General features: G+C 69.0%; 16 protein-coding genes, 1 tRNA gene and 1 other RNA gene. 9 read left to right on the forward strand and 9 right to left on the reverse strand.

The window, feature by feature from the left end; translation table 11 throughout:
* The first annotated feature begins 5 nt into the window (after positions 1-5).
* A complete protein-coding gene (locus VB738_RS15515; protein ID WP_323306604.1) occupies positions 6-1,064 on the forward strand; it encodes an SDR family NAD(P)-dependent oxidoreductase in 1,059 nt (352 codons plus the stop codon).
* Between the two features lie 21 nt (positions 1,065-1,085).
* Positions 1,086-2,507, forward strand: a complete 1,422-nt coding sequence (locus VB738_RS15520; protein WP_323306605.1) for a hypothetical protein — start codon at positions 1,086-1,088, stop codon at positions 2,505-2,507.
* Here VB738_RS15520 and VB738_RS15525 read toward each other — a convergent pair.
* Complete coding sequence (locus VB738_RS15525) at positions 2,504-2,830, reverse strand: hypothetical protein (RefSeq protein ID WP_323306606.1); 327 nt, start codon at positions 2,828-2,830, stop codon at positions 2,504-2,506. The two genes, VB738_RS15520 and VB738_RS15525, sit on opposite strands and share 4 nt — an antisense overlap.
* A 21-nt stretch (positions 2,831-2,851) precedes the next feature.
* Here VB738_RS15525 and VB738_RS15530 point away from each other — a divergent pair, with 21 nt between their 5' ends.
* Complete coding sequence (locus tag VB738_RS15530) at positions 2,852-3,811, forward strand: glycosyltransferase family 2 protein (protein WP_323306607.1); 960 nt, start codon at positions 2,852-2,854, stop codon at positions 3,809-3,811.
* Positions 3,812-3,907: 96 nt separating this feature from the next.
* Here the strand turns inward: VB738_RS15530 and tkt are convergent, their stop codons facing one another.
* The 3 genes from tkt to acpP form a co-directional block, all read right to left on the reverse strand.
* Positions 3,908-5,926: a transketolase gene (gene tkt / locus VB738_RS15535; protein ID WP_323306608.1), complete on the reverse strand. Its 2,019-nt coding sequence runs from the start codon at positions 5,924-5,926 to the stop codon at positions 3,908-3,910.
* Positions 5,927-6,003: 77 nt separating this feature from the next.
* On the reverse strand, positions 6,004-7,251 hold the full coding sequence (gene fabF / locus VB738_RS15540; protein WP_323306609.1) for a beta-ketoacyl-ACP synthase II: 1,248 nt from the start codon (positions 7,249-7,251) through the stop codon (positions 6,004-6,006).
* A 7-nt stretch (positions 7,252-7,258) separates the two neighbouring features.
* Entirely contained in the window at positions 7,259-7,501 is a 243-nt protein-coding gene (gene acpP / locus VB738_RS15545) for an acyl carrier protein (RefSeq protein WP_035833476.1), read from the reverse strand.
* A gap of 149 nt (positions 7,502-7,650) precedes the next feature.
* Here acpP and psaC point away from each other — a divergent pair, with 149 nt between their 5' ends.
* Positions 7,651-7,896 carry a photosystem I iron-sulfur center protein PsaC gene (gene psaC, locus VB738_RS15550; protein WP_007099573.1) on the forward strand — a complete coding sequence of 82 codons (246 nt, stop codon included), beginning with the start codon at positions 7,651-7,653 and terminating at the stop codon, positions 7,894-7,896.
* Positions 7,897-7,972: 76 nt separating this feature from the next.
* On the forward strand, positions 7,973-9,871 hold the full coding sequence (glmS, locus tag VB738_RS15555; RefSeq protein WP_323306617.1) for a glutamine--fructose-6-phosphate transaminase (isomerizing): 1,899 nt from the start codon (positions 7,973-7,975) through the stop codon (positions 9,869-9,871).
* A 213-nt stretch (positions 9,872-10,084) separates the two neighbouring features.
* Here the strand turns inward: glmS and VB738_RS15560 are convergent, their stop codons facing one another.
* Positions 10,085-11,536, reverse strand: a complete 1,452-nt coding sequence (locus VB738_RS15560; protein WP_323306610.1) for a mannose-1-phosphate guanylyltransferase/mannose-6-phosphate isomerase — start codon at positions 11,534-11,536, stop codon at positions 10,085-10,087.
* Between the two features lie 92 nt (positions 11,537-11,628).
* Positions 11,629-12,144, reverse strand: a complete 516-nt coding sequence (gene rimM, locus VB738_RS15565; protein ID WP_323306618.1) for a ribosome maturation factor RimM — start codon at positions 12,142-12,144, stop codon at positions 11,629-11,631.
* 153 nt (positions 12,145-12,297) lie between these two features.
* On the opposite strand from rimM, the gene VB738_RS15570 reads away from it, so the two are divergent.
* Positions 12,298-12,477, forward strand: a complete 180-nt coding sequence (locus VB738_RS15570) for an NAD(P)H dehydrogenase subunit NdhS (RefSeq protein WP_015109734.1) — start codon at positions 12,298-12,300, stop codon at positions 12,475-12,477.
* Here the strand turns inward: VB738_RS15570 and rnc are convergent.
* Together rnc and rnpB are read right to left on the reverse strand one after the other, a co-directional pair.
* Positions 12,455-13,210, reverse strand: coding sequence for a ribonuclease III (rnc, locus tag VB738_RS15575; RefSeq protein ID WP_323306611.1), 756 nt, complete (start codon positions 13,208-13,210; stop codon positions 12,455-12,457). The two genes, VB738_RS15570 and rnc, sit on opposite strands and share 23 nt — an antisense overlap.
* A gap of 11 nt (positions 13,211-13,221) precedes the next feature.
* An RNA gene (gene rnpB, locus VB738_RS15580) (RNase P RNA component class A) lies at positions 13,222-13,649 on the reverse strand.
* Positions 13,650-13,735: 86 nt separating this feature from the next.
* On the opposite strand from rnpB, the gene VB738_RS15585 reads away from it, so the two are divergent.
* The 3 genes from VB738_RS15585 to VB738_RS15595 all read left to right on the forward strand — a co-directional run bounded on the left by VB738_RS15585 (position 13,736) and on the right by VB738_RS15595 (position 15,052).
* A tRNA-Arg gene (locus VB738_RS15585) sits at positions 13,736-13,809 on the forward strand.
* 364 nt (positions 13,810-14,173) lie between these two features.
* Positions 14,174-14,491, forward strand: a complete 318-nt coding sequence (locus tag VB738_RS15590) for a hypothetical protein (RefSeq protein WP_323306612.1) — start codon at positions 14,174-14,176, stop codon at positions 14,489-14,491.
* An 81-nt stretch (positions 14,492-14,572) separates the two neighbouring features.
* Positions 14,573-15,052 (forward strand): hypothetical protein, encoded by a 480-nt coding sequence (locus VB738_RS15595; protein ID WP_323306613.1) that lies wholly within the window; start codon positions 14,573-14,575, stop codon positions 15,050-15,052.
* Positions 15,053-15,079: 27 nt separating this feature from the next.
* Here the strand turns inward: VB738_RS15595 and VB738_RS15600 are convergent.
* Positions 15,080-15,490, reverse strand: a 411-nt coding sequence (locus VB738_RS15600; protein WP_323306614.1) for a glycogen/starch/alpha-glucan phosphorylase, incomplete at its 5' end; no start/stop codon positions are given.

Genomic DNA, 15,490 nt, shown 5'->3' on the forward strand with positions numbered 1-15,490 from the left:
TGTCGATGAAGGTCCTGATCACCGGCGGTTGCGGCTTCCTCGGCTCCAACCTGGCCGCCTCCTACCTGCAGGAAGGGGCCGAGGTGATCGTGGTCGATGCCCTGTTCCGGCGTGGTTCGGCGGCGAACCTGGCCTGGCTGGAGCAGCAGGCCGCCCCGGGCCGCTTCCACTTCATCCAGGCCGACCTGGCCGAGGCCGAGGCCGTGCTGGCCGTGTTCCGGCGCCACGCCCCCTTCGATTACATCTGCCACGTGGGCGGCCAGGTGGCCATGACCACCTCCCTGACCGATCCCGCCCGCGACCTGCAGACCAACGTGCTCGGCACCTTCGCCGTGCTCGAGGCCGCCCGGGCCCTCTCCCCCGAGGCCCTGATCGCCTACAGCAGCACCAACAAGGTGTACGGCGACCTGGAGGGCCTCCGCTACGAGGAGACCCCCACCCGCTACCGCCTTCCCGACCATCCCGACGGCCTCGATGAGTCCCTCGGCCTCGATTTCTCCACCCCCTACGGCTGCTCCAAGGGGGCGGCGGATCAGTACGTGCGCGACTGGGCCCGGGTGTACGGCCTCAAGACGGTGGTGTTCCGCCACTCCTCGATCTTCGGCGGCCGCCAGTTCGCTTCCTTCGACCAGGGCTGGGTGGGCTGGTTCTGCCAGAAGGCGATCGAGCAGAAGCGCGCCCACCAGGCCGGTGTGGCCCCCGAGCCCTTCACCATCGCCGGCACCGGCAAGCAGGTGCGCGATGTCCTCCACGCCGACGACCTGATCCGCCTCTATCGGGCCGCCTACGACCATCGCCATCAGATGAACGGCGAGATCTTCAACATCGGCGGCGGCGCCGCCAACTCCCTCAGCCTGCTGGAGCTGTTCGCCCTGCTCGCCGAGCTGCTGGCCATGCCGCCGCTGGTGTACACGCCCACCCCCCGCCGCGCCAGCGACCAGGACTGCTTCATCGCCGCCATCGGCAAGGCCGAGCGTCTCCTGGGCTGGTCACCGGCGATCTCCTGCCGCGAGGGCGTCGCCAGCATGCTCACCTGGACCGAAACCCAGCTGATGGCGGCCTGAGCGGAGCCGTTGCGCGCACCCATGGCGAACGTCCTCCACGCGATTCAGCGCTTCCGCCGGTCAGCGGAGCAGCGGCTGCCTGCCCGGCTGCACGGCTTTCTCGTTTCCGCCGCCCTGATCGGCCTCTGCGCCCTCGGGTACCACCTGCGGCGTCCCTCCGTCTCCCTGGTGCCCACCCTCTACGCGGAGGACGGCTCCGTCTTCCTGCAGCAGGCCATCGACCAGGGCGCCGGATCGCTGCTGCAGCTGTATGCGGGCTACAGCCATCTCCTGCAGCGGATCACGGCGCTAACCGCGGTGAACCAGCTCTCCCCGCTGGCCTATCCCGGCTTCTTTCTGCTGGTGGCCTGGCTGTCCTGGCTGCTGCCCCTGATCAGCGTCGAGGCGCTCATCGGCGCCGGGGTGTTCGGCCGGTTGATGCGGGTCGCCTACATCCCCTACGTCTATGTCCCCTATGCCGGTGAGACCTACCTCAACCTGCCGAACGCCTACATCTTCTTCCCGCTCGGCTTCATCCTGATCGCCTACGGCGTGGTGGCCCGGCAGGGCAGCGGTCGCCCCGAGCCCCCCTGGCCTGCGCCCCTTCGGGGCCTGCTGTTCCTGTACGGGCTGGTGGCGGCCTTCACGGGCCCGTTCCTGGCCATCTACGCGATTCCACTGCTGATCTTCGCTGGCCTGCGCCGCCGCCGCCTGCCGCTGCGGCCCCTGTGGCTCAGCCTGCCGGTGCTGCTCTCCTCCCTGCAGCTCTACGTCTCCCAGCTGCAGACCACCTACCCCCTGTCGACGGCCGAGGCCCTCAAGGCGTTGCTGTCCCGTCCGGCCCTGCTGCTCGACTGGTTCACCGTCCACCTGATCAGCCCGCTGCTGGGCGGCTACAAGCCGTGGTGGTTTTTGCGGACTCTGCCCGATCCCCTGCAGCTGCTGGCGGTGCTGGTGGTCCTGGCCCTGGTGCTGCTGGCGCTGCGGGTGGTGGTGAGGCCCATGGGGCAGCCGGGCCTGCTCTACGTGGCGATCTTTTCCACCCTGGTGCTCTCCCTGTCCAGCCTGCTGGTGGCCACCCGCCGCGGCGTGGACCTGAAACTGGTGGTGATCGAGGATGCGGGCGGGCGTTTCTTCTACTGGAACAGCGTCCTGTTTCTGTCGGTGCTGCTGATCGCCTTCGTGCTGCTGGTGCGGGATCCACGCGGTCGCCGCAGCCTTCCGGGCCGGGCCCTGACGATCTGGCTGGTGCTCACGCTGATCTTCTATCACAACAATGTCGTCCCCAGGCCCGTCTTTATGGTGACGCCCGACCGCCAGATTCGGATGCTGGATTATGCGGAGCAGCTCAGCGCGCAATGCCAGCGCCAGGATCCGATGCCGATCCAGATCTATGGCGGCCCAACCTGGAACTTCCAGCTGAAACAGCAACAGATCGAGCGCCTTTGCGCCGAGCGTTCCTAACGCCCGAACATGCCGACGGCGACGATCGCATAGCCCAGGGTGATCGCCATCACGCTGGCCGGCTGCAGGGCAGCCGCATCCTTGAGCGAGAACAGCACATACAGCAGCGGATACTGCAGGCTCAGCATCAGCACCGCCAGTTTTCGGTCGGCGGCGGGCAGAACGAGGGCGGTGATTCCGAAGGAGGCGCCATAGCAAACAAGCGACGCCGCCAGGTAGAGCGCACCGGTGCGCACGCCTTCGGCTGGTGGACGGATCCGCAAGATGAATTGGCCCAGGCATGCCGCAAGAACGGCAGCCAAAAGATACACTGCCTGCAGCATGCTTTTTGACAACATTAGCCCATGACGAGATCGCCGCATCATATCGCCATTTGCATTCCCTGTTACAACGAGTCGTCCAATATCGAAGCGCTCTATGTGAGGCTGGCGAAAGTTCTCGAGCAGTTCCCAGACGACGTCTTCTCGATCGTTTTTGCCGATAACTGCTCCACCGACCACACGGTGGAACTGATCGAGGGCCTGGCGGCACGGGATTCCCGTGTCGGCCTGATCCGCAATGTCTCGAACTTCGGCTTCGTGCGCTCCTCAGCCAATGCCCTGCTTGCGCCCGATGCCGACGCGAATGTCTTTCTGATGTCGGATCTGCAGGATCCCCCCGAGCTGGTGGCGGACCTGATCAATGGCTGGAAGAAGGGTGACGACCAGGTGATCTTTGCGGTGCGGCGCTCCAGCCATGAGAGCCCGATCCTGTTTCTCTGCAAGAAGATCTACTACGCCACCCTCTCCTGGCTGTCCGACTATCCGATGGTGCGGGACACCACCGGTTTCGGCATCTACGACCGCTCCGTGATCCTGGCCCTGCGCCAGTCGATCGATTCCTACCCCTTCATCAAGGGCCTGGTGTGCGCCATCGGCTTCAAGTGGTCCACCATTCCCTATGTGAGCGCCGATCGCAAGGGTGGCAGCAGTTCCGCCTCCCTCTCGTTCCTGGTGGATTTCGGCGTGCTGGGCATCGTCACCTCCTCCCGCAAGCCGATGCGGCTGATCACCACCGCTGGCCTCTCGCTCGGGGCCCTTTCGATCCTGCTCTCCTTCGTGGTCATGCTCAGCAAGCTGATCTTCTGGCAGAGCTTCCAGTTCGGCCTGGCCATGCTCTCGATCTCGGCCCTGTTCTTCGCCGGCGCCATGATGTTCGCCCTCGGCATCCTGGGCGAATACATCGGCTTCATCAACCAGCGCACCCTGCGCCTGCCCCTGGTGGTGGAGCGCAGCCGCCACAACGTGCCGTTGCGCGAGCGCTGAGCCACCGCCGGCGCCACCCCCTGGGCAGCCATGGAAAAGCCGGGCCCGAAGGCCCGGCAGTCGGTCGGTGGGAGCTTGGTGCCAGCCCCGGCGGGTTCAGCCCAGGGCCTTGGCGGTGGCCACCACGTTGTCGACGGTGAAGCCGAACTTTTCGAGGCACACGCCGCCGGGGGCGGAGGCACCAAAGCTGTCGATCGAGACGCTGGCGCCGTCGAAGCCGGTGTACTTGTGCCAGCCGAAGGAGCTGGAGGCCTCCACCACCACCCGCTTGCGCACGGCGGCGGGCAGCACCGACTCGCGGTAGGCGGCATCCTGCTCCTCGAACAGCTCGACGCAGGGCATCGACACCACGCGCACGGCCTTGCCTTCGGCGCTGAGCTGGGCAGCGGCCTTGACGCAGAGATCGAGCTCGGTGCCGGTGCCGATCAGGATCAGGTCCGGGGTGCCGTCGCAGTCCTGGAGCACGTAGCCGCCCAGGGCCACCTTCTCGGCGGCGGAGTTGGCCTGGTTGGCCATGGCCTGGCGGCTGAGGGCCAGCACCGTCGGGCGCTTGCGGTTCGTGACGGCGACCTTGTAGGCCCCCATCGTCTCGTTGCCGTCGCCGGGGCGGATCACCAGCAGGTTGGGGATGGCCCGCAGGTTGGCGAGGGTTTCCACCGGCTGGTGGGTGGGGCCGTCTTCGCCCAGGCCGATCGAATCGTGGGTGAGCACGTAGATCACGCCCAGCTGGGAGAGGGCCGACAGGCGCATGGCGCCGATCATGTAGCCGGCGAACACCAGGAAGGTGCCGCCATAGGGGATCAGGCCGCTGTTGTGGTAGGCGATGCCGTTGAGAACGGCCGCCATGGCGTGCTCCCGCACCCCGAAGTGCAGGTAGCGGTTGGCTTCGTGGCCCTTCTGGAAGCTGGCCTCGCCCTTGATGTCGGTGAGGTTGGAGTGGGTGAGGTCGGCGGAGCCGCCGATCAGCTCGGGCAGGCCGGGGCCGAAGGCGTTGAGGGCGTTGTAGGAGTGCTGGCGGGTGGCCAGGCCTTTGTCCTCGGGGGTGAACACCGGCAGGGACGCATCCCAGCCCTCGGGCAGTTCACCGCGCAGCAGCCGCTCGAACTCGGCGGCCTCGGCGGGATAGCGGCTGCGGTAGGCGGCGAGGCTCTCATTCCAGGAGGCTTCGGCGGCGGCACCGCGCTGGATCGCCTGGCGCCAGTGCTCGTAGGCGGGCTCGGGCACCTCGAAGGCCCCGTAGCTCCACTCCAGCTGCTGGCGGGTGAGCTCGGCCTCCTCGGCCCCGAGGGCGGCGCCGTGCACGCCGGCGGTGTTGGCCTTGTTTGGGGAGCCGTAGCCGATCGTGGTGGTGACCTTGATCAGGCTGGGACGGTCGGTGACCGCCTTGGCCGCCTCAATCGCCCGGGTGATGGCCGCCACGTCGGTGTTGCCGTCGGCCACGTGCTGCACATGCCAGCCATAGGCCTCGTAGCGCTTCAGCACGTCCTCGGTGAAGGACACGCCGGTGTTGCCGTCGATGGTGATGTGGTTGTCGTCGTAGAGGGCGATCAGCTTGCCCAGACCCAGGTGGCCGGCCAGGGAAGCGGCCTCGCTGGAGACGCCCTCCTGGTTGCAGCCGTCACCCATCAGCACGTAGGTGTAGTGGTCGACGATGGTGGCGTCGGGCTTGTTGAATTTCGCCCCCAGGTGGGCTTCGGCGATCGCCAGGCCCACGGCGTTGGAGATGCCCTGGCCCAGGGGGCCGGTGGTGACCTCCACGCCGGGGGTCTCGAAGGTTTCCGGGTGGCCGGGGGTGCGGGAGCCCCACTGGCGGAACTGCTTGATGTCCTCCAGGGTCACGCTGTCGTAGCCGGTGAGGTGCAGCAGCGCGTACAGCAGCATGCAGCCGTGGCCGGCGGAGAGCACGAAGCGGTCGCGGTTGAACCACTGCGGATTCTTCGGGTTGTGGCGCAGCACCTTGTCCCAGAGGGAGAAGGCCATCGGGGCGCAGCCCATGGGCAGGCCGGGGTGCCCCGAGTTGGACTTGTTGATCGCGTCGACCGCCAGGAAGCGGATGCTGTTGATGCAGAGCGTCTCTACGTGGCTATCGACCTGGGTGGTGGGGGCGGCGACCATGGCTTGACGGGGGAGTACGGGGAGGAGGGAGGTGTTCCTGGGATGGGTGGCCCGGTGCGCTCTGGCGCGCCGGGTGGTCAGGTCATCCGGCGGAAGGCGAGGCAGACGTTGTGGCCGCCGAATCCGAAGGAGTTGGAAAGCACGACGTTGACGGCGTGTTCCCGGGCCTGGTTGGGCACCACATCCAGATCGCAGGCAGGATCAGGCGTGCTGTAGTTGATCGTAGGCGGTACCAGGTTGTGGGCCACCGCCAGCACCGCGGCGATGGCCTCGATGCCGCCGCTGCCGCCCAGCAGGTGGCCGGTCATCGACTTGGTGGAACTGACCGGGATGGTCATGGCGTGGGCCCCGAGCGCCGACTTGATGGCGGCGGTCTCGTTGCTGTCGTTGGCCTGGGTGCTGGTGCCGTGGGCGTTGACGTAGTCCACCGCCTCCGGCTCCAGGCGGGCATCGGCCAGGGCCAGGCGGATGGCCTCCGCCGCCCCGACGCCGCCGGGGGAAGGCAGGGTGTAGTGGTAGGCGTCGCAGGTCATGCCGTAGCCGACGATCTCGCCCAGCACCCGGGCGCCCCGGGCCGTGGCGTGCTCCAGGCTCTCCAGCACCAGCACCCCTGCTCCTTCGCCGATCACGAAGCCGTTGCGCTCGGCGTCGAAAGGACGGCTGGCCGTGGCCGGGTCGTCGTTGCGGAACGACAGGGCCCGGGCGCTGGCGAAGCCGGCCACCCCCAGGGGGGTGATCGCCGATTCGGCACCGCCGCAGACCATGGCGTCCGCCAGGCCCAGCTGGATGAGCCGGAAGGCATCGCCGATGGCGTTGGAGCCGGCGGCGCAGGCGGTGGCCACGGCGCTGCTGGGCCCGCGGGCGCCGATGGCGATGGCGGCCAGTCCGGTGGCCATGTTGGGAATCATCATCGGCACGCAGAACGGGCTGACCCGGTCGGGACCGCGGTCGGCCAGCACGTGGGCCTGGGTTTCCATCATCAGCAGCCCGCCCACGCCGGAGCCGATGGCGACGCCGATGCGCGCGGCGTTGCCGTCATCGATCGTCAGGCCGGCATCGGCGACCGCCTGCTTGGCCGCCACCACCCCGAACTGGCAGAAGCGGTCCCAGCGCTTCGCCTCCTTGGGCTCCAGCCAGCCGGCCGTGTCGAAGTCCTTGACTTCGGCGGCGAAGCGGCAGGCATGGCGGGAGGCATCAAAAAGGGTGATCGGCGCCACCCCGTTGCGGCCGCTGGTCAGCCCCTCCCAGTAATCCGCGACGTTGTTGCCGATCGGTGTGACCGCGCCCAGGCCGGTGACGACGACGCGGCGGAGACCCTCCACCATGGACGCCTCAGGCCTGCTTCTCTTGGATGTATTTGACGGCGTCACCCACCGTGGTGATCCCCTCGGCCGACTCGTCGGGGATCTCGATGTCGAAGGCTTCCTCCAGGGCCATCACCAGCTCGACGGTGTCGAGGGAATCGGCTCCCAGATCGTTCTGGAAATTGGATTCCGGCTTGACCTCGTCAGCCTCCACGCTGAGCTGTTCGGCAACGATCGACCGGACTTTCTCGAAGATCGCTTCCTGGGACATGGCTGCTGTGAGGGAGGCAGCATCCTACGGGTCGCCCTGTTCGGGCCCTTTCCGCGTATGAACAAGGGTGACGGCCGGCGGCGGATGCCGCCCTGCGCCGGAACGGTGTGGGTACTTTGGGCACCTCGCCGTTCGTTCCCGGCCCTGGCATGTCCCACGCCGTCAAGATCTACGACACCTGCATCGGCTGCACCCAGTGCGTCCGTGCCTGCCCCCTCGACGTTCTCGAGATGGTCCCCTGGGACGGCTGCAAGGCCGGCCAGATCGCTTCCTCGCCCCGCACCGAAGACTGCGTCGGCTGCAAGCGCTGCGAAACCGCCTGCCCCACCGACTTCCTGAGCATTCGCGTCTACCTCGGCGACGAGACCAGCCGCTCCATGGGCCTGGCCTACTGAACGCCGGCAGCACCGCTGCCCTCCCATAAGCTCATGCCCGGCGCCTGCGCCGGGCTTTTTTTTGGCCTACCTGTCTATGTGCGGCATCGTTGCCCTGATCGGCTCGCGGGAAGCGGCCCCCCAGCTGCTGGAGGGGCTGCGCCAGCTGGAGTACCGCGGCTACGACTCCGCCGGCATCGCCACCGTGGACGGGGCCGGTCTCCACTGCCTCAAGGCCGAGGGCAAGCTGGTCAACCTCACGGCCCGCTTCGAGGAGCGGGGCGCACCGGGTCAGTGCGGCATCGGCCACACCCGCTGGGCCACCCACGGCAAGCCGGAGGAGCGCAATGCCCACCCGCACCTCGACGGCAGCGGCCAGCTGGCCGTGGTCCAGAACGGCATCATCGAGAACCACCGCAGCCTCCGGGAGGAGCTGCAGGCCGAGGGGGTGGAGTTCCGCTCCGACACTGACACCGAGGTGATCCCCCACCTGATCGCCCGCCGGCTGCGGCAGCGGCAGGCGGAGGGGGCCAAGGCCTCGCCGGCGCTGCTGCTGGAGGCCCTCCAGCAGGTGCTGCCCCTGCTGCATGGGGCCTATGCCCTGGCGGTGGTGTGGGCGGCGGTGCCCGGGGCGGTGGTGGTGGCCAGGCGCCAGGCGCCGCTGCTGATCGGCCTGGGGGAGGGGGAGTTCCTCTGCGCCAGCGACACCCCGGCCCTGGCCGGCTTCACCCGCACGATCCTGCCCCTGGAGGACGGGGAGGTGGCCCTGCTCACGCCCCTGGGCATCGAGCTCTACGACGGGCAGGGAGCGCGGGTGCAGCGCAACCCGACGCTGCTGGTGGGCACCGAGCACGTGGCGGACAAGCGCAGCTTCCGCCACTTCATGCACAAGGAGATCCACGAGCAACCCGAAACGGTGGCCCTGTGGGTGGCCCGCCATCTGCCGGAGGGCGCCCTGGTGGCCCTCCCCCTGGATGAGTCCGTCTACGAGGGGGTGGAGCGGATCCAGATCCTCGCCTGCGGCACCAGCCGCCACGCGGCCCAGGTGGGGGCCCATCTGCTCGAGCAGCTGGCGGGGCTGCCCACGGCGGTGTTCTACGCCAGTGAATTCCGCTACGCCCCGCCGCCGCTGGAGCCCCACACCCTCACCATCGGCGTCACCCAGTCAGGCGAGACGGCCGACACCCTCGCCGCCCTGGCGATGGAGCAGGACCGGCGCTTCCTCGTGGCCGATCCGGCCTACGCCCCCCGGCTGCTGGGCATCACCAACCGTCCGGAGAGCTCCCTGGGTCGCCTGGTGCCCCACCTGCTCGACATCGGCGCCGGCATCGAGGTGGGGGTGGCCGCCACCAAGACCTTCCTCGGCCAGCTGCTGGCCTTCTACGGCCTGGCCCTGGCCTTCGCCGAACGCCGAGGCGGCACGGCCCATCCCCTCGGCGGCGGCCGCACCCCCGCCCAGCTGCGGGAGCTGGTGGAGCAGCTGCGGGCCCTGCCCGCCGTGCTCCAGCGCCTGGTCGACGACCACGATCGCTGCTGCGCCGAGCTGGCCCACCTGTTCGCCGACACCCAGGACGTGATCTTCCTGGGGCGGGGCATCAACTACCCGATCGCCATGGAGGGGGCCCTCAAGCTCAAGGAGATCAGTTACATCCACGCCGAGGGCTACCCGGCGGGGGAGATGAAGCATGGCCCGATCGCCCTGCTCGACGCCCGGGTGCCGGTGGTGTCGATCGCCGTGCCGGGAACCGTGTTCGAGAAGGTGCTCTCCAATGCCCAGGAGGCCAAGGCCCGCGACGCCCAGCTGATCGGCGTGGCCCCCGCCTGCCCGGACACCGAACTGTTTGACGTGCTGTTGCCCCTGCCGGAGGTGGACGAACTGCTCAGCCCCCTGCTCACGGTGATCCCGATGCAGCTGCTCAGCTATCACATCGCCGCCCACCGCGGCCTGGACGTCGATCAGCCCAGGAACCTGGCCAAATCCGTCACCGTCGAATGAGGGTGTCGGTCCGCGGTGGGCCTGCGGTGGGCGAGCCCGCTAGTGCGGGCAACGCCACCTCCGAGCCCACCGCGGACCGACAACCTCCTGGGAGAGGGGGGCTCGAGATCCATCCATGGCGCACTCCCCTGGCCGCTTTGAGGGCGCCGACCGAAGGCGGCGTTGCCCCCTCCGCGGGCTCGCCCGCCGCAGGCCGGCACCCTCAAGGCTGGCTCAGGGGCTGGGCAGGGCCGGGACATCGCTGCGGCCGTACCGGTCGTCGAAGCGGACGATGTCGTCTTCGCCCAGGTAGGGGCCGCTCTGCACTTCGATCAGCTCCATGGGGATCTTGCCGGGGTTGGTGAGGCGGTGCCGGGCGCCGAGGGGGATGTAGGTGCTCTGGTTCTCGCCCACCAGCTCCTGCACCCCGTCCTTCTCCACCACGGCGGTGCCCCGCACCACCACCCAGTGCTCGGCCCGGTGGTGGTGCATCTGCAGGGAGAGGCTGGCGCCGGGCTTCACCGAGATCTTCTTGACCTGCCAGCGCTCCCCTTCCACCACCCCGTCGTAATGGCCCCAGGGGCGGTAGATGCGGCGGTGGGCGCGGCTCTCCGGGGCCCCGTCCCGCTCCAGCCGACCGACGATGCCCTTCACCTCCTGGGCGCGGTCCCGGTGGGCCACGAGCACCACGTCGTCGGTCTCGACCACCACCAGATCCTCCACCCCCAGCCCCACCACCAGGCGGTGCTCGCTGCGCAGGTAGCAGTTGCGGCTGCCCTCGCTGATCACCCGGCCCCGCAGCACGTTGCCTTCCAGGTCCTGGTCCGAGGTCTCCCACAGGGCCGCCCAGCTGCCCACGTCGCTCCAGTCGGCATCGAGGGGCAGCACCACGCCCTTGTCGGTCCGCTCCATCACCGCCACGTCGATGGCGATGCTGGGGCCGTTGGCGAAGGCCTCCCGCTCCAGTCGCAGGAACTCCAGGTCGGCGCTGTCGTGCTCCAGGGCCGTGCGGCAGGCGCTCACCACCTCGGGCACGAAACGATCCAGCTCCGCGAGGATGGCGCTGGCGCGGAACAGGAACATGCCGCTGTTCCAGGTGAAGCGGCCGGTGGCCAGGAACGCCTCGGCGGTGGCCCGGTCCGGCTTCTCCACGAAGCGGGCGATCGGCACGGGGGTGGCGGCCATAGGCCCGGCGGCCTCGATGTAGCCGTAGCCCGTTTCGGGGCTGGTGGGCACGATGCCGAAGCTGACCAGCTGTCCGGCGGTGGCCGCCGCCATGCCGGCGGCCACGGTGGCGCGGAAGTCGCCGGCCCGGCGGATGACGTGGTCGGCCGCCAGGATCAGCAGCAGGGGGTCCTCACCGCGGGCGGTGGCCTGCAGGGCCGCCACTGCCACCGCCGGGGCGGTGTTGCGACCCACCGGCTCCAGCAGGATCGCCGCCGGCTCCACACCGATCTGGCGCATCTGCTCGGCCACGATGAAGCGATGGTCCTCGTTGCAGATCAGCAGGGGCGGCGCCAGGTCGGGCAGCCCCTGGAGGCGCTGGTGGGTCTGCTGCAGGAGGGTTTCCTCGGTGGTGCCGGCCAGGGGCCAGTACTGCTTCGGATAGCTGGCCCGGGACAGGGGCCAGAGGCGGGTGCCGGTGCCGCCGCAGAGAATCACTGGAACCAGGGAGGGGGTAGCCATCGCGGCGGCAGCTGTCCCGCAGGACCATCAGACGGGCCCATTCAACCCGAGCCGGCCCCGGCCGTCAGCGTCGGGGTGCACCCGGGACGGTTTCAGAGGTCCAGCAGGCCCGGCGGAGGCGTCAGGCCGATCCAGCCCTCCGCCAGGTTCACCTCCGGCACGATCGCCTCCACGAAAGGGATCAGCAGCCGCCGGCCGCCCTCGCTGAGCTCCACTTCCAGCAGATCGTTGCCCCCATGGATCAGGTCGGTCACCGTGCCGATCGGGGCCTGGGAATCCGGCAGCAGCCGCACCTGGAGCCCCACCAGATCGAGGAGGTGGAACTCCCCCGGCTCCAGGGTGGGGCGGTCGGCGGCCGGCACCAGCAGGTGCTGGCCCACCAGGGACTCGGCGGCGTTGCGGTCGCCGATGCCCTCCAGGCGGAGCACGAACAGGGTCTTGCCGGGCACGGGTCTGCCGGCCAGCAGCCGCACCGGCCGCGGTTCGCCCCCGGGGGCCTGCAGCCAGCGGGGGCCGGGCCGGGTGAACCGCTCGGGGAAGTCGCTCAGGGGCAGCAGGCGCACGTCGCCGCCCATGCCCTGGGCCGCCACGACCCTCCCCACGGCCATGAGCTCACCCGGGTCGGCCCCTTGCCCCTCGTTGCTGATGTCGGCCACGGCCTGATCGCTCCCGTCGCGGCGCATCATCGCGTCACGGGCCCAACGGGGCGCCCGGGCATCGATAATGGCCCCACTTGATGGTCCCCTCCAGGGGCATCCGCCATGGCCAGCAGCCCGATCCTGCCCGGTTCCACCGTGGTGGTGCGCGATCCCCGCTCCATCTACAACGGCTACCAGGGCTTCGTGCAGCGCATCAGCGGGGCGATGGCCGCCGTGCTGTTCGAAGGCGGCAACTGGGACAAGCTGGTGACCGTGCCGCTCAGCACCCTGGAGCAGGCCTGAGGGCGAGGGCCGCCAGGGCCGCCCGGGCCGCCTGCTGCTCCGCCTCCCGACGGGAGCGTCCCCGGCCCTCACCGCTGAGGTCGGCCACCTCCACCCGGCATTCGAAACGTTCCGGATCTCCGTGGACCCGGCTGCGCTCGTGGCAGCGGTAGGCGGGCAGGCCCTTCCCCTGGCCCTGGCTCCATTCCTGCAGCACTGACTTCCAGTTGTGGCGTGCCGGGTCGGCCAGCAGCTCGGCGGCGCTCACCTGCCAGTGGGGGGCCAGCCAGCGTTGCACGGCCACCAGGCCGCCCTGGGGACCGCCCCCGACCGTGTAGATGGCGCCCACCAGGGCCTCACAGCATTCGGCCAGCACGGTGGAGCGGCCGGCCCGGTCGCCGGCGGCCATCGGCCCCATGAGCAGCACCGGCTCCAGGGCGATGGTGCGGGCCAGTTCGCTGAGCCAGCGGTCGGAGACCAGCTGGGCCCGCAGGGCGGAGGTGTCGCCCACGCCCAGGGACGGATGCTCCCGGTGCAGGAACTCGGCGGCCGCCAGCCGCAGCACCGCGTCGCCGAGGAACTCCAGGCGGTCGTGGTGGCGTGGGAGGCCGGTGGAGCTGTGGGTGAGGGCCTCATCCAGGGTGTCGAGGGCGGCGTCCGCGGCGGCCGGATCCGGGGGCAGCAGACCGGAGGCGCCGCCGAAGCCGAGGCTCTCCAGGAAAGCCAGGATCTTCTGGCGGCGCTGGGGAGTCATCACGGGGCAAAGGGGGAAAGCAGGACGTAAGCCGGGTTCTGTTCTCCCCTGCCGGCGGCGGACCGCCGGCAGGGGGGGGTGATCATCTGTCTGGGACCGCCGTTACCGGCGGCCTCGAGCGGCGCATGGGAATCGGGACGGGGAAGATGGCCAACCGCTGTCCCTGGGCCTTGCTCCCAGCCGGGGTTTACCGAGCCGGCACCTCTCGATGCCGCTGGTGCGCTCTTACCGCACCTTTGCACCCTTACCTGTGCACCCGGTGAGGCGAACCTCCCACGGGGCCATCGGCGGTGTGTTTCTGTGGCACTGTCCTCACGGTCACCCGCACTGGGCGTTACCCAGCAGGCCTGGCCATTGGGGAGCCCGGACTTTCCTCAACCGGCCGCGGCGATGGCCCGTAGGCCGCACCGCACCGATCGCGATCACCTCGCCTGCTTTCTTCTGTCCAGACTAGGAGCCAGGGGGGGCAAGCTCACCCCTAAAGTGCCCATGCGTGCGGGTCCCTACCTCAGGCGCGACACAAGAGGGGCTGTAGCTCAGCCGGATAGAGCGACGGTTTCCTAAACCGTAGGTCGTGGGTTCGAGTCCCGCCAGCCCCGTGCTCCGTTTCGATCGACAGACTCCAAATCGCCTCAAACACCCTTGTTCCAGTCTGCGGGTCACCGGGTGGTTTAACCGTCTGCTCCTAGTCCCTGAAGCGGAACAGGCCAAGGCGTCGGAAGATACCGAACAAGGGTGTTGAGTTTTTTCACACCCCAGTTGTGCTGGCCGTCCACCGCATTCCTCGCCGGTGTGGTCATCGCCTCGGGCGCAGCCGTCACCCAGCAGCCCAATCGCCCCGGTGGAGGCCGGCATCGCCTACGCCGGCCACTGAACCCTCGTCTGCCCGGTAACGAGCGCTACCGCTGGTGGGCTTCCCAAAGTGGACGCTCCCGCTAGCGTGCCCCCAGTCGTCTGCGGTGGATGGCCCAGCTTCACGACCTGCGCCTGCGGTTGCTGGTGCAACAGGAAAGCGAGAACATCGCCCAGGCCCATCCCGATGAGCTGGATCTCTCGGTGGTGCAGGCCCGTTGCCTTTGCTGGCTGGCCCTGCTGGCCGATGCCCACGAGGAGCAGGCCGGCGATGCCGAGCGCCGCGGCGACGTGGAGCAGGCCATGGGCTGGTTCGCCGACTCCATGCGTCTGCGCGACGTGATCCAGGTGGTGAGTTCGATTGAGATTCCCCTGCCGCTGCTCCATGAGGCGGGTGATCCTCCCGATCAGGGCCCCCTGGCTGCCTGAGCGGTTCCGCTCCGGCGCCGCAGTTTTCCCCGCTCTGCCAGGTCGGTGCCATGATGACCATTGAATGAAAGAAGGGACGCGGTGCCAGAAGAGCCCTGCCAATGTCCTGATTGCCAGCGGTTCTATCGGGAACACGACCGGCTGATCCGAGAAAATCCCAGCCTGCGGCAGCAGCAGGAGCTCAACTGGGCGGCGCTGCAGTCGTTCCGTACCCTCGCCGGCCGGGTCCTGGAGGAGCTTCAGAAGCAGCACGGCGACGGCGACACGCCCCCCACCCCCGTGGCCCCTGACAGCGCCTCGGCCGAGGTCAACGTCGATGCACCGCCTGAAAATGAGGCGATCCACCAGGCCATGGCCGATCTGGAGAACATCAACGCCCACCTCTTCTCCATCGAAGCCCTGATGGAGCGCATCTTCGACGTGCGGGTGCCCGAGCCCGTGGAGCAGACCTTCCGAGAGGTGGCCGGAGAACTGGCCCCCGACCCCCTCAACGCCGACCGACTGCGTCTCAACCGTCTGCTGCACCAGACCCCCGATCTTCCCGATCACCGGGGCGGCTGAAACGCCCCGCCCCGTCTCAGGTCGCCCCTACGGCGCAGCCGGCAGCCGTCGGCCCTTGGCCGGGGCCTCGTCGATCTCGCAGGTGATGGTCACGGGGAACTCCTCCGCCTGCCAGATCCGCTCGCAGTACTCCCGGATCGAGCGATCCGAGGAGAAGAGACCGCTGCGGGCGGTGTTCAGCAGCGACATCCGGTTCCAGCGCGGGCGGTCGCTCCAGGCCTCGCTCACGTCCTGCTGGGCCTTCATGTAGGCCTCGAAGTCGGCCAGCACGAAGAAGGGGTCGCGGCCGGTGAGATTCTCCAGCAGGGGACGGAACAGTTCCTTGTCGCCGTTGCTGAAGTGGCCGCTCTCGATCAGATGCAGCACCTCCGGCAGTTCCGGGGTGGAGGCGCTCAGCTCCCAGGGCCTGTAGCCCTGCTGCTTGAGTTCGGCGATGCC

It is taken from the genome of Cyanobium gracile UHCC 0139 (genome assembly GCF_034931325.1).
Classification (GTDB): domain Bacteria; phylum Cyanobacteriota; class Cyanobacteriia; order PCC-6307; family Cyanobiaceae; genus Cyanobium; species Cyanobium gracile_B.